The organism is Vibrio anguillarum (assembly GCF_001989995.2).
Classification (GTDB): Bacteria; Pseudomonadota; Gammaproteobacteria; order Enterobacterales; family Vibrionaceae; genus Vibrio; species Vibrio anguillarum.
In genome coordinates this window covers 14,200-27,471 of record NZ_JAHGUP010000007.1, presented here as the reverse complement: position 1 = coordinate 27,471, position 13,272 = coordinate 14,200, and the positions used below count along the sequence as shown (strand labels likewise).

Annotated in this window: 10 protein-coding genes and 1 pseudogene; 8 read left to right on the top strand and 3 right to left on the bottom strand. The window is 42.5% G+C overall.

The genetic code is table 11. The features are described from left to right. Positions 1-397: 397 nt before the first annotated feature. Positions 398-3,916, bottom strand: a complete 3,519-nt coding sequence (locus tag PL85_RS01120; protein WP_115339141.1) for an AAA domain-containing protein — start codon at positions 3,914-3,916, stop codon at positions 398-400. Between the two features lie 782 nt (positions 3,917-4,698). Between PL85_RS01120 and PL85_RS18785 the strand changes: the two are divergent. The 3 genes and pseudogenes from PL85_RS18785 to PL85_RS01105 all read left to right on the top strand — a co-directional run. After that, positions 4,699-4,980, top strand: a pseudogene (locus PL85_RS18785) (type VI secretion system PAAR protein); the annotation flags it as partial. 257 nt (positions 4,981-5,237) lie between these two features. After that, the gene (locus PL85_RS01110; protein ID WP_174223797.1) at positions 5,238-5,909 is read left to right on the top strand and encodes a hypothetical protein; all 672 of its coding nucleotides are present in this window, start codon (positions 5,238-5,240) and stop codon (positions 5,907-5,909) included. A 1-nt stretch (position 5,910) separates the two neighbouring features. Further along, positions 5,911-6,276 carry a hypothetical protein gene (locus tag PL85_RS01105; protein WP_234427350.1) on the top strand — a complete coding sequence of 122 codons (366 nt, stop codon included), beginning with the start codon at positions 5,911-5,913 and terminating at the stop codon, positions 6,274-6,276. 227 nt (positions 6,277-6,503) lie between these two features. On the opposite strand, the gene PL85_RS01100 is transcribed toward PL85_RS01105, so the two are convergent. After that, positions 6,504-7,274 (bottom strand): helix-turn-helix transcriptional regulator, encoded by a 771-nt coding sequence (locus PL85_RS01100; protein WP_094132356.1) that lies wholly within the window; start codon positions 7,272-7,274, stop codon positions 6,504-6,506. A 106-nt stretch (positions 7,275-7,380) separates the two neighbouring features. Between PL85_RS01100 and PL85_RS01095 the strand changes: the two genes are divergently transcribed. The 3 genes from PL85_RS01095 to PL85_RS01085 all read left to right on the top strand — a co-directional run bounded on the left by PL85_RS01095 (position 7,381) and on the right by PL85_RS01085 (position 10,163). Continuing rightward, positions 7,381-8,091, top strand: a complete 711-nt coding sequence (locus PL85_RS01095) for a type 1 glutamine amidotransferase (protein WP_094132354.1) — start codon at positions 7,381-7,383, stop codon at positions 8,089-8,091. Between the two features lie 79 nt (positions 8,092-8,170). Continuing rightward, positions 8,171-8,806: a LysE family translocator gene (locus PL85_RS01090; RefSeq protein ID WP_094132352.1), complete on the top strand. Its 636-nt coding sequence runs from the start codon at positions 8,171-8,173 to the stop codon at positions 8,804-8,806. A 457-nt stretch (positions 8,807-9,263) separates the two neighbouring features. Beyond that, complete coding sequence (locus tag PL85_RS01085; protein ID WP_088728997.1) at positions 9,264-10,163, top strand: LysR family transcriptional regulator; 900 nt, start codon at positions 9,264-9,266, stop codon at positions 10,161-10,163. Between the two features lie 127 nt (positions 10,164-10,290). Here PL85_RS01085 and PL85_RS01080 read toward each other — a convergent pair whose 3' ends face one another. Then, on the bottom strand, positions 10,291-10,776 hold the full coding sequence (locus PL85_RS01080) for a VOC family protein (RefSeq protein WP_115339139.1): 486 nt from the start codon (positions 10,774-10,776) through the stop codon (positions 10,291-10,293). Between the two features lie 377 nt (positions 10,777-11,153). Here PL85_RS01080 and PL85_RS01075 point away from each other — a divergent pair, with 377 nt between their 5' ends. Both PL85_RS01075 and PL85_RS01070 read left to right on the top strand, forming a co-directional pair. After that, positions 11,154-11,762 (top strand): thermostable hemolysin, encoded by a 609-nt coding sequence (locus PL85_RS01075; protein WP_115339138.1) that lies wholly within the window; start codon positions 11,154-11,156, stop codon positions 11,760-11,762. A gap of 10 nt (positions 11,763-11,772) precedes the next feature. Then, the gene (locus PL85_RS01070) at positions 11,773-13,272 is read left to right on the top strand and encodes an AMP-binding protein (RefSeq protein ID WP_115339137.1); all 1,500 of its coding nucleotides are present in this window, start codon (positions 11,773-11,775) and stop codon (positions 13,270-13,272) included.

Sequence of the window (13,272 nt, the reverse complement as noted above, 5' to 3'; positions counted from 1 at the left end):
GGTTTATGACGCGCTTACGTAGGACTTGAACGATATGTTAGGTGTACTTGGGGCTTGAACATGTGATCTGCACCCGCGAAACTGGACACTTTACTAAGCGACTTTCCCATACCCGAAGTTATCCGTATTTTTCTAATTTAAGTATTTAGTCTAAGTAGCTTTTGTCCATAGACGTGGCAGCACGATCTTCGCCAGCACGTCTTTGCCCCATTGTCATTTTCGCTCATAAAATCGCTTACTCTTCTAGCTCCAAGTTTTCCCCAATAAAATTCATGTGAAAGGCATGCAACTCACTTCGTAATTGCTAATTAAAAGTGAATAATTAGCAATTAACTGTCTGAGGGTATGCTGAAAATGATTTTGAGTCACTTCGGGACAAAAGAGTGACGTTTTGTGTCTACGTCACGGGCTGCTTGTTTGTGTTGCAGCTTCGGCTATTTAAGAAGTCGAGTTGAGTTTTGATCTCCTTCTCTAACTCTCCGACATAGATTAATGATGTCTCGATGTTGGCGTATTTTCCGCTTCTGCTTGCACTAAACCAATTGAATGACCCCACCGCCATATACCGATCATCAGCAAAAACGCTTTTACTATGGACACCATTTATCACATTGATAACGACACCAAGCTGTTCCAAGGTCGTGCAGCAATGTTGAAACGCTTTTACTTTATTGGTATCCGGGTGGTTTGCGACCGTGGTATTGAAATGTCTGTCGGTGTGTATGGTTATCTGGACACCTTTGTGCAGTGCTGTTTTTAGTAGTTCTAACTGCCCAGTTGATTGCAGTTTGTCTAGCAGTAACCAAGGCGAGACGATATCTATTTTTCGTTGTACTTCCCTCAGCAGTTTTGATAAGAACGCATCGTGCTCTTCGGCATTGGTTAGCAGTTTCGGATGGCCGCATATTTGTAATAAATCGGGGCGTTGACCAACACTAAACTCAAGTTCATTTCGCTCGTCAGTGAAGAGATACTTGGCGAGTAATCCTCGTGGAGAAGATGATGGCGCAGCTTCAATGATATCCAAATCACCAAACACCAAGAATGCATCTTTGGCTCGAGAGACAGCGACGTTGAGCATTGATGGATCCATATCGATAAACCCGCCATCGTTGTGTCTGGTGTACACATGGGAAAAAATAATGATTTTGCGTTCAGCACCTTGAAGAGAGTGAACGGTGCCAACGGTTAGTTGGTCATCCCCCTTGCCTGCCTTGATATCGAACTCACCACACGCGGTCTTGATCTGGTTCACTTGAGCTGAAAATGGAGTAATGATACCCACACACTTGGCCAGTGGCTCGCCGTAGTAATTCTCTATTTCAACCTTATTGGCATGTAGCCATGCAGCGATAGTTTCTGCTTCTAACTTATTGCGTCGGCTGCCGCTAAATGATTCCGCGATACCGTCGACGTGCAAATGACTGAAAGGAGAGTAGAGGCTATCTTCGGTCACTTGTCCTCGCTTGGGGATCAGGATACCTTGATAGCAAAGGTCATTGCAGTATGAGATTAATTCATCGTAGCAGCGTCTATGTTCTTGCAAAAACATTCCAGGCTCAGCTTCCGGCATATAATGAAAGCGGCTTGCTTGTTGCGCTACATGCATCACACTGCCAGTCACTACACTTCGGCCTTCCTCTTGAATGACTGTGTATTCATCATCAGAGCCGATAACTTTATGCTGCTTTAAATTACCTCGGTCAATTGATGAGCACACATTTCTAATCGGCGGGATTTGGTAAATATCACCAATCACCAACGCTTTTCTGGCTAGTGAGAACGAGGCCGCGGCAACTTCTGGAGCTACTTGGCCTGCTTCATCAACGATCAAAAGGTCGATTTCATTAAGCAGATAGTCAGTTTCAAATTCATTATTCCCAACGTGAGACTGGTAAGTCATATGAGAAGGCAGAGAATGGAACGTTGATACAATGCAAGGAGTGAGCATCATTCGGCGTTGCCAGCGAGGACGAACCGTTTTCAAACCTGTTTTCCGGGCCTGCTTGTTCAACTCTTGGCCCAAATCTCGGCAACTGAGCAGCCAGCGTGCTTCCCAGTAATGGACAGCTAAGCGGAACATTCGAAAACGGGTCGTGATATCTAAAACCGAATCGATGTCGGTCAGTTGTGGAATAGTTTGCTCTGGAGAGTCTTCAGTAAAGTTATTGATAGAATCAAGCCAATTCAGTTGTGATTGCTCAAACTCTTGATACTGCTCTAAGCAAGATTGATACCGATTTTTTTGATCATCAAAATCGTCTTTTTTACTAGAAAATACTTGCTTGAGTAGGCTCTCAAATCGGTCTGATGACAGATTTTCAATTTGCTCTTCATCGTGCTCAATAAGGTTAAACATGAAACTCCTGCGCTGGAGTTCAAGTTTATTCTTGATTGGCGGTAACCACTTAAACAGAGTTAACCATGTAGATTCATTGCCAAGGTAGCTTCGCCACGCAGTTAACTGTTCTTTGGCGTTATCTTTCAATTCTTGCGCATTAGAAACGGCTTGTTGTTGATCTGCCAATGTTTGTTGGGGATTGTCCCCAAGCCGAGAATGGATGTCATTCAGTTGGCGGTTGTAGTGATGCCAATTGTTTTGGATGTGATCTAACTGGTTTTGATGTTGGCGCAATTCGGCAAGGAGATACGCTTTAACTTGCGTTACATCAGCAAAATTCTGTTGTGGAAACGCCTGTTTTGCTCTATCCAAATAATGCGCTTGGGCTTGATCGAGAAAATCCAACTGCTCGACTTTTTCATAGAAATGCTTAGTTTGGTAACTTTTGGCAGCTTCCAATTCTCCATACGCCGATGGCAGGTAGCCACCATAGCTAAAAATGTCGGGTAACCATCGGCCTGATAGTTCGTCGTCGCCTTCATCGAAGTCTTTACCAAAAGCATCAATGATGTTGGTTACTGCTTGATTATTAGTTGATGCCGCAATGATTAGCGGCGGTTGACTCTCTTTTAGCGCAGATTCAATCCACAGTGACGCGACTACAGATAGAACAAACGTTGTTTTACCTGTGCCAGGAGGACCATTTACCGCAAGAATATCGCCTTCTTGCATGGCTAAGGTATGGGCCAAGGCATCGCATTGCGCTTTAGCTAGCGGGAATTGACTATTTGAGTGGCCAAAACGCGAATTCACTGTCTGAGATACATCAATACATTCATCGTGGTTGGTTACTGTTTTTGCCGCGTAACTATCAAGCAAAGGCAAGGTTGTGTTTGAATTGCTCAGGTTATCGTACAGTTTTAAAATATGCCTTGAAGCTCCCAAGCACTCGCTGATTTTGTTGACTAAGCCACGACTTTCAATTTCTTCGTAGAATTGCTCGATTCGGTTTCTATCACAGTAATCGGCAAATAGTTTTTGGGTGAGTCCGTAGTAGTTGTGCCAATCTTTTTGATGGTTCTGATACTGTTCTTCTTGTTCGAATTTGGCTGGAATACTTTCAGTAGACTGCGCTGGAATTTCATTTGTTGTCAGGAATTCATCGAGCTTATCGACGTCAGCGATAGTAAAGGTGTCATTTCCTTGAGGAGCAAGCAAATCACGAGGTATGAATGGCGTGGTGTGGGGAAATAGTAGTCCTTCACGATTGACCCATAAAGAGCAGACAATCGGTGTCAGTACACCAGGCATATTACCGCTGTAATCTTTGCCATGAACTTTCCGAAGATAATAGGTGACCGGTCGATGATGAATTTGTACGGCGGTTAGGGTATCGGGTTCATTGCGAAACAGATCTTCTAGCAATGTAGAATCAGGTTTAAGCTTACCTTCTTTGAACTCGTCGGTTGTCGCTCGTACATAATTCTTCAGATCTTGCTTTTTTAATGCACCTTTCGCGCTATCGGCATCGGCAAGAGAATTACGCCAATAGTGAATCCAGCCCTGATTATTCATACCCGGTCCTTGAAATTTTCGCGTTAAGCGTGTGATTTTAGTCGAATATTCTATTACCAGTGGAGTATTTTTTGTTAGAACTTTGAACAATTTCTTACTCGGCGACCTTTGAGCCATGCGGATGATGACTATTTGAGCAGTCGAAGAATTTGGGCAGGGGTATAGAAGTCTATTTTCCCAATGTCATATGAATTCAATTCCCCATTGCGATTTACGAGCGAGAGAACCTCTGTATGTTGCTTGCCAGAGCCGCATTAAATATTCTAATCTGCTTTTGACGACAAAACTCAGGTCCAGTCAGGCGACGGTGATAATAACTAGTGTCGTAAAGTTTCAGCACAGTAGTATCGGTTAGGCATAGTGCAGGAATGAAAGTAGACCTTTACTCATAAACGATTAGTCCGCAGTTCAAGTTTGCGAGGGCCACGATATACAGAAATGCCTGAGAGTGATAGCTCTTCTCAGGCCCTTTACTTTTTAGCAAATGTGTAGCAGATTTTTTTGCTTTTGACCTCAAATGTTCAATTTAGAAAGCCGATCTAAGCTCAATAGTTTTCTATGAACTAACTTTTCCCCTCTAGACGAGATTTCTCAATTTAGGCTTAATCATCGCAGAAATAGCGCTGTAAACGATAATTTAGGATAGGTACCCCTAGAACTACGCCAAACGGCTCAAATAACATCTATTGATCTTCATTCATATTATTAAAGCACCTCATTGCATAACAATAAATATGAGATTAAAGTCTTACCCACTATAAGTATCGTGAAGGACTTGCGAAATGGCTAAAGCAGTTAAAGTGGGGGATCAAGGAACCGAGCATGATGGCTTTCCTCCAACACCTGTAATCGCTGGATCTCCTACAGTCAATTTTGATGGTTCTCCCGCAGCTAGAGTTGGAGATCCTTTAGAGCCACATGATAAACCTAAACACCCTCCACATGATCGTGCTATTGCATCAGGCTCATCTACGGTAAAGATCGATGGAAAAGCGGCAGCTATTACCGGAGGAGCGATAAGCTGTGGCGGTGTTACTATTGGAAGCGGAACCGTCAATATTGGGGACGCCCCTTCAACTGCTTTAGCAAAAATAATTATTGCGGCTGCTGAAGAACTATATGATATCAATCTTTTGGTTAAGGATTCCTCGGGCTCGGTATGTTCCGAAATGGAGTTAATTTGTGTGTTCAGTGATGGCACAGAAGAAGTCGTAAAGACCAACGCTAAAGGGGAAATAAAAGGCCTAGCAAAAGGTGCTTCGATAAAAACGGTATCTCTCAAGCCTAAACCAACTAAGAAATGGTTCTTAGGAGGCCATTAATGACTGACACTGTATCCTCAACCCCAGTTACCGATGTAACTCCATATGAAATATATGTCTCCGGTATAGAAGATTTCCTGATACCCATAGTATTCCCTGATTACGAAATTCTTGTTGCAAGCGAACAGACATTCGATCTATTTGGGTTAGATATTACGACCCCTAAAGTGAAAGCACCGTACCTCGGGCATGCTGGGGTCATATTGATTAACGGAGAGACCGGAGTGACGAGGTATTACGAATATGGTCGTTACCCGAACAGAGCTTCCGATATTCCAGGAAATGTCAGAAAGGTCTCAATTCCAAATGTGAAACTAATCAACGGATTGATTACCGAAAGCTCTCTGAAAAAAACATTGAAATCAATCTCAAAAAGCTCAGGACAAAGCGGCAGAATCTCTGGTGTGGTCTTAAGGGGAAGCTTTTTTGCAAGGGGAGATAGCTGGCTTAAAAATAAAATGAGCAGTAATAACAGTCCTGACAAACTCCCTTATGATCTGGATAGTCACAACTGTATGACATTTGTAATAGATCTCGCCGAGCATCTAGAGTTGGACCCAAGCTGGCGTCCACCTGTTGTAATTCCAAACGCTTACATTGAACAATTTCAACTTTTTGAAGTCGATTTAGACTACGACTTCTCAACAAATACGTTAGTCGTATCGGAGTAATATGAGAAAAATAATAAAGTGGTTGTTAATCTTAGGAGCAGCAACGGTATTAGCACTTCTAGTTCTTTTCTTCACCTTCTTCAGGTTCGAAGAAACAGCATCAACGCAACACCAAATGCTTGGTGAAATGTTGTGGCTCTCAGCACCTGATGGAGGTGTTGGCTTCAGAATACTTGAGTCAAATCATCCTAATTATAAGGTGAAGATACTGTGTGGCACTCCAGATAACGTATGTGATGAAGGTACCTTTAAATATTCAGGAAGCAAGCTTGATAAAATCAAACCTGATGACATTGCTTCTTACTTTGGAGATAACATTGACCTCATAAATGGTGAAACTATGGTCAAAGTTGCTCAGAACGAGTAATACGGAATCATACCTTGGTGGTTTGATACTTCTAAGATCAAGCCAGCGAGGGGCCTCCATATACAGAAAAGCCAAAGAGCAATGCCACTGCTCACTAAAACTCAACTTACTTCTGCCCCAAAGTGAGTTTCGTCTCAGATAGTGCATCAGAGATGGTTCTTGATTTTGCTATACTAAAAATAATCCCAAAAGTAGTGTAATCCGTGTATTAGAGAGTCTGTACTCGTTTATAGGTTTGCAGTGCGGTATTTTCTTGGTGTCTGATTGAACAGCTTTTTAAAAGCCTGTACATAGGATGAATCAGATGCGTATCCCAACTCCATAGCAATTTCCTGTATGCTCATTTTCGAGCTTAATAATGGCAGAGATAAAACCAGCCTTATATTTTGTCGCCACAGAGCAAATGATTGAGAGAACTCTTTCGCACATAATCTGGATAATGTGCGCTCAGATGCTCCGACTTTTTTTGCCCATTCTTTTAACGTAAACGGTAAGTCAGGTTGCTGTTTAAGCTGTAGAAAAATAGATAAAAGGCGTTTGTCCGTAGGGATGAGAAGTGGTATTTCATAACTTTTTGCTGCCTCGATTTGATCTCGTAAGACTGTTAACAAATGTGCCAAGTTGGATTCCGGCTGTGAGAGCGTATCACTTTTAAATAAAAGCAATATCAACTCTTTGAGGAAGGAGCTTACCTGACAGGATTTCGGCTCACTTCCATACTGCACATGTTTGTTAGGGTTGAGGTAAATCGCTAAAAATTCTGTGTCTGTAATTGCAACAGATTTATGAATGGTATTGGCGGGGATAAAGAGCATACCATTGTGAGGGACTATTCCACTTTTATCACTAATGTCTGATTGTAACAAACCTTGACGTGGGAAGACGATTTGGTGCCATGGGTGTGAATGGAAATCATCAATATAACCAGAAGCCATGATAGTCGTTTTAGTTATAAATTGTTTATCTGGAAAATCTCTGATTAAATCATTAGCTTGCATAAATGGCGGCTTGTCTACATTAATTGTCAGTCATTATAAATTACGCCAGTTTGTTTTGATATAACATCATCAGTCAATTGTTATCAAAAAACAAAAGGACTAAATGATGCACATTCACTTTATCATCCATGAACATTTTGAAGCTCCGGGAGCTTATGAGTCTTGGGCTAAAACTCGTGGCCATTCAACGGGTTACTCTCGGGTTTATGACGGTGACTCTCTTCCGGAAAAAGTAGATGATATCGATTTTCTGATTGTCATGGGCGGCCCACAAGATCCTGTGACCACTATCGAACAATGTGCTCATTTCGATGCCAAAGGTGAAAAGGCGGTAATTACAAAAGCGATTGATGCAGGAAAAGTCGTACTTGGTATTTGTTTGGGATCTCAACTCATTGGTGAAGCATTAGGTGCTCACTATGAGCATAGTCCTGAACGCGAAATTGGTAAGTTCCCTATCACGCTAACCAAAGACGGCAGTACCCATCCACTGTTTGACCATTTCGGCACCGTTCTGGAAGTGGGGCATTGGCACAACGACATGCCGGGACTGACTCCAGACGCCAAAATCATTGCGTACAGTGAAGGCTGTCCTCGACAAATCGTTGCTTATAGCGATTTTGTGTTTGGTTTTCAGTGTCATATGGAATTGACTAAAGATGTTGTAGCGTTGCTGATAGAAAATGATGATCTCAGCGAGGCAGCAAACTATCGTTTCGTTGATGAGCCTGAAGTACTAATGAATCATGACTATGATGAGATGAACCAAAAGCTACACGAATTTTTGGATAAACTAGCGAAAGCCTATCAAGCATAAAGTTAAGTTTCTGGTAGCTTTTTATTTTATCACCGGCTCATTGAGCTGGTTTTTTTATAGATAGTTAGTGAGGAAACACATGGACCTTGATTTGCAAACATACATGCCAATATTGGCAATCACTGGAGCGCTTACTCTCGGCGCTATGAGTCCGGGTCCCAGCTTTATCTTTGTTGCCAGACGAGCAATTTCACTTTCAAGACGGCATGGGATTTTTACCGCGTTAGGTATGGGGACGGGAGCTTTAGTTCTATCGGTTGCCGCCTTACTCGGATTACAAACGATTTTTAGCCTGATGCCGGTAAGCTATTCAATATTTAAAATTGCAGGCGGATGCTATCTCTTGTTTTTGGCATTTGGAATTGTGAGATCAGCTCGAATTCCGTTACAGTCCATAGATGCTACTCGATGCCAAGACATTTCCTTATTTCGTTCGTACTTATTAGGTTTAGGAACCCAACTCAGCAACCCCAAAACAGCCATCGTATTTGCCAGCGTATTTACAACACTGCTACCGCAAAACATACCTACGTATTTCTATATTGTGGTTCCAATCTGCACATTTTTGAGTAATGCAGGATGGTATCTTATTGTAGCTTTAGTTTTATCTGCTTCACGCCCTCGTCAAGCGTACTTAAAATTTAAACAATTTATTGATTATTTGTCTGGGTCAGTGATGGGAGGATTAGGATTGAAATTAATCATCAGTCGCTAATAAGTGTCACGAATGAGCACTTTGCTATACTTCAAGTAATGCATTAAATGCTAATTTAGCAAAATCGATAACTTACATGTGTCCAAAACTTTGTTAAACGTATGCTCATTGACACGATTATCTACGGGCATTGGCTATGATGTAGTAACTTTACAACGTAGGATTTAGATACCTACTCAAATATGCAGATTTTTGATGCAATTTTATGCGAACTTATTCTGCAAATATCTTTGTAACTATTTGAAAGCTCGTTCTGGCTATGCAGACTTATGCTGCAAGCATCACCTTTTTGTCGCTGACAAACTTTATCCGTACACTCCCGATTTCTTCGTTTCAAAAGCTAATGCAATAATGTTTTATCATATTGCAATCTGAAACATACATTTTGTCCAAAGACATGCTGATTCATTTATAATCAATTATTATTGAAATTTGATTTATTAATAACTATTGGTTTATGACTATGCTCAATCCTATTTGGTTAAACACTTTTAAAACATTAGTCGATATTGGGCACTTTACTAAAACGGCTGAGTTACTCCATATGACGCAACCTGGGGTAAGCCAGCACATAAATAAACTAGAAGCTGCTTGCGGTTATCCTTTGATAAAGAGATTTAACAAGAAATTTGAGTTAACAATCTATGGGCGGAAAGTTTACGATTATGCTGTCAAACACTTTGAAGAAGAGTTTGAGTTATTACAGAATCTGGCACACGACGAACCTTTCCGTGGTCGCTGTACTATAGGCTGTTCGGGGACTTTCGCGTGGCTGATTTATTCACAATTACTTTCTTTGCAAGTGAGTTATCCAGGCTTATCCATTGAGTTAGAAGCAACGCCAAACCATCGTATATTTGAGCAGATATTGCAGGGGAAACTGGATATAGGTCTAGTGACAAAAGAACCTAACCCTAAATATTTCGCGAGCCGTATTGTTGGTGCGGAGTGTCTTGCTCTTGTATTACCACTGTCCGCAGACGAAAGCTTGCCTATAAATGACTTGTTAATAGAATTGGGAGTCGTTCGTCATCCAGATTTCGCTCACTACTTCCAAACATATGTCAATCAAGCGAATAATGATTTGCTTCGTCTAGTCAATTTGGAAGATGTTTCGACGCAAAGCTATATTAACCAAGTGCACCAAATATTAGTCCCTATAGCTAAAGGGATCGGTTTTACAGTAGTTCCTCGATGGTGCGTTAACTTGTTCGCGGATAAAGAGCAGCTAAAAATATTCAACATTACCGAAGATATACAAGAACCTGTTTACTTGGTTAGCAAACTTAACTCACCTCTTGCTAGGCGTTATGAGCAAGTCATTGATGTTATTGATCACTCTTTTAAGGCTGTTTGACTTGATTGAACTCCACATAAGCAGATGATATTGGCATTAAAGCTTCATAGCTGACCTTGCAATAGAAATCAAAAAGGGCTGGTTGTGCTACCTGCCCTTGAAATTTTATTAATGCATCACAGATCGACTATTCGTAATCAGAGGCATAAGTTTCTTCGTATGAGTGCGAGTAAAGCTCAAAAAGGTTGCCAAATGGGTCTTCTAGATAAACCATTTTAGCGAGCTTGTTATCATCTTCTGGGTGGTAACGCATGATATCCATACGGGCTTTACCGCCATATTGTTCAATGCGCTTAATAGCGCCTTCAAAGTCGTCGGTTTGTAGACAGAAGTGGAAGATACCAAGGCGAGAGAAGTCTACTTCGTGACGCTCTTCGCGCTCTTTCATTTCAAACAATTCAACGCCAATACTATCAGTTGTTACTAGATGTGCAATATTGAAACCTTTGAAACCCTCACCAAAAACAGCAATACACATGCGGCCAATCGCTGACTCTCGCTCTTCAATAACTTGTGTATTATTCATAACGATTTTTAAACCTAAAGCTTGAGTGTAGAACTCAACAGCTTTATCCATATCGCCAACCATAATACCGACGTGATTCATTTTCATAATTCGCTCCTAATACCTTTGATTTTTTGGCTTCGTTTCGATAGATGGGAGTATATGGAGATTGATGGATTAAATAAAATTATCAGTAATTATAAAAATGATAAATTTTAATTATAAGCGAAACGCAAGATGTCACCGTGTTAGAACCAATACAAATGGCGATAGTAGAAAATGATAATTTTCCGTATCTAAGCTAATCCGTGACAGGCTCATTTAGAAAAATCGTTCAGTTCAGATTTGGCCACACATTTGTTAGTGAGCTAAGTGGTATCGGATATTCAACGGCTCCTCATTCATTGAGTTGAAGAAAAAATCTCTTATTAAGGGATTCTTAAGTTACGTCCGTTATTTTTGTTTACAGAGTAGGCAAAAAGGAAATGCCGATGAAAACTATACGCTCAGCATCTGATCTGCAATTGGCCGTAATTGATCCTTCTCATCCTCGCTGGTTGGAAGCCATACACCTTGTGCGCGAGCGTTATCAGCAAGCGTTTGATGCACGCCTTATTACTTTTATGCCTGCTTATTTAGCTTTGCTTGATCATGACGAAATGAAATCCGTATGTGGTTTTCGCGTAGCGCAGCAAGAGCCTCTATTTCTCGAACAATACCTTGACCAACCTGCCGATGAAATTTTATCGCAGCGTTTTGATTGCCGAGTATCCCGAAGTGCTTTGATTGAATTTGGCCAACTGGCCTCTTTCGGTCGTGGTTTATCGGCACTGCACTTTACTTTGATCGCTCAACAGCTGGTTGATTTAGGGTATGAATGGTGCGTTTTTACAGCAACGGATCCACTGCATGCTTTGATGCGTCGATTTGGTTTACAACCGACATTGATCGCGAAAGCGTCAGCATCTTGCATTCCTAACGCCAGCCAAATTTGGGGCAGTTATTACCAACACAGCCCTCGAATTTTAGCGGGAAATTTGGCGCAGGGGCTGGCGTTGCTCAACCGATTTCATTTAAACCAGAAACAAGCGTGAGGCCTTTGCTATGAACCGAATTTTATCGGCGCTTCATCAACATGCGCAGCAAAAGCCAGATAGCATTGCCTTCATTGGGCACAATGCCAAACAAGAAAAGATAGCGCTGAGCTATCAACAGCTCTTAGAAAAGGTGGAAGCCACAGCACGCACATTACGCCAGTGGCAGGTTCAGCGTATTGCATTAAAAGCTGAAAATAGTTTGGATTGGGTGATCATCGACCTTGCGGCCATGCACGCAAAAATAGTGCTCGTTCCTGTACCTACTTTCTTTAGTAAGGCACAGGTTGAACACTTACTGTATGAATCGGGTGTTGATGTTTGCTTAGGTGATTGGTCAACGCTAGGTGAACCTTTCTCAACGCTCAGTCATCTACCTGCTTTTGTCTATTTGGCGAATCCATCAGCACAGGTGTTGCCTTTGACGCAAAAAATTACCTTTACGTCTGGGTCCACCGGAACGCCGAAAGGGGTGTGTTTGAGTGACGAAAACATGCAAGCGGTCACGCTGGCGATCGCAGAGAAAATGTCCGCGCAAGTTGAGCGTCACCTCGTGATGCTGCCTCTCTCAACCTTGTTAGAAAACATCACGGGTGTGTATGTTCCTTTGGTTCTGGGTGTGACATCAACAGTCGTCTGTGGCAGCGAAGTAGGTTTGACCGGTTCTAGCCAGTTCTGTGGTGCAACGTTCGCACTCGCACTACAACAGTTTCAGCCGTCAAGCTTGGTGCTAACGCCTGCGCTATTGCTGGCATTAATTGAAGTCGTCAAGCAGAGCCCAGCTCTTGCGCTGCCTTTACGCTGGGTTGCCGTGGGCGGGGCGCGAGTGGCTCCCCAATTAATTAACGCAGCTCGCCAGCTCGGCATTCCCGCTTTTGAAGGGTATGGTTTGTCTGAAAGTGCTTCGGTCGTGAGTATGAATACACCCCAACAAAATAAGCCGGGGTCGTGTGGACAGGTGCTGTCTCATCTTCAGGTTTCGCTGGCACAAGATGGCGAATTGTTAGTTAAAGGCAACACGGCTTTGGGGTATTTAGGTGAGCCGTTTAGCCACGAGTGGTTGTCAACTGGCGATATGGCCACAATCGATGGTGAGTGTTTTTTAACCATCATCGGGCGTAAAAAGAACCTCATCATCACCAGTTTTGGGCGTAACGTGGCCCCTGAATGGATTGAATCTCAAGCATTAGCTTTGATTGCGCACCATCGATTTGTGGTGGTGGGCGACGGGCAGGCAGGCCTCACGGCCGTCAGTGACAGTCCTTTACCTGATCTCGTTACGCGCGTGCAACAGCTCAATAGCGTGTTGCCCGATTACGCACACATCACGCAGCTTTGGTTGGTGAGCGATATTCACTGCTGGCAAAAGTGGCTGACCGCTAATGGTCGCCCAAAACGCTTAGCTATTGAAAACGCACTGCAAGAGGCTCGCTTGGCGCGCCACACCACTAATCCACAGACGGTTTTTATCTCTATTCCTTCCTTCTATTCAATGGCTGAGGAGCTTTAA

Bases quoted from the DNA above. Each gene is read 5' to 3' on its own strand.
- PL85_RS01120 (WP_115339141.1), bottom strand. From the start codon at position 3,916: ATGAATAATCAGGGCTGGATTCACTATTGGCGTAATTCTCTTGCCGAT.
- PL85_RS01110 (WP_174223797.1), top strand. From the start codon at position 5,238: ATGACTGACACTGTATCCTCAACCCCAGTTACCGATGTAACTCCATAT.
- PL85_RS01105 (WP_234427350.1), top strand. From the start codon at position 5,911: ATGAGAAAAATAATAAAGTGGTTGTTAATCTTAGGAGCAGCAACGGTA.
- PL85_RS01100 (WP_094132356.1), bottom strand. From the start codon at position 7,274: ATGCAAGCTAATGATTTAATCAGAGATTTTCCAGATAAACAATTTATA.
- PL85_RS01095 (WP_094132354.1), top strand. From the start codon at position 7,381: ATGCACATTCACTTTATCATCCATGAACATTTTGAAGCTCCGGGAGCT.
- PL85_RS01090 (WP_094132352.1), top strand. From the start codon at position 8,171: ATGGACCTTGATTTGCAAACATACATGCCAATATTGGCAATCACTGGA.
- PL85_RS01085 (WP_088728997.1), top strand. From the start codon at position 9,264: ATGACTATGCTCAATCCTATTTGGTTAAACACTTTTAAAACATTAGTC.
- PL85_RS01080 (WP_115339139.1), bottom strand. From the start codon at position 10,776: ATGAAAATGAATCACGTCGGTATTATGGTTGGCGATATGGATAAAGCT.
- PL85_RS01075 (WP_115339138.1), top strand. From the start codon at position 11,154: ATGCCGATGAAAACTATACGCTCAGCATCTGATCTGCAATTGGCCGTA.
- PL85_RS01070 (WP_115339137.1), top strand. From the start codon at position 11,773: ATGAACCGAATTTTATCGGCGCTTCATCAACATGCGCAGCAAAAGCCA.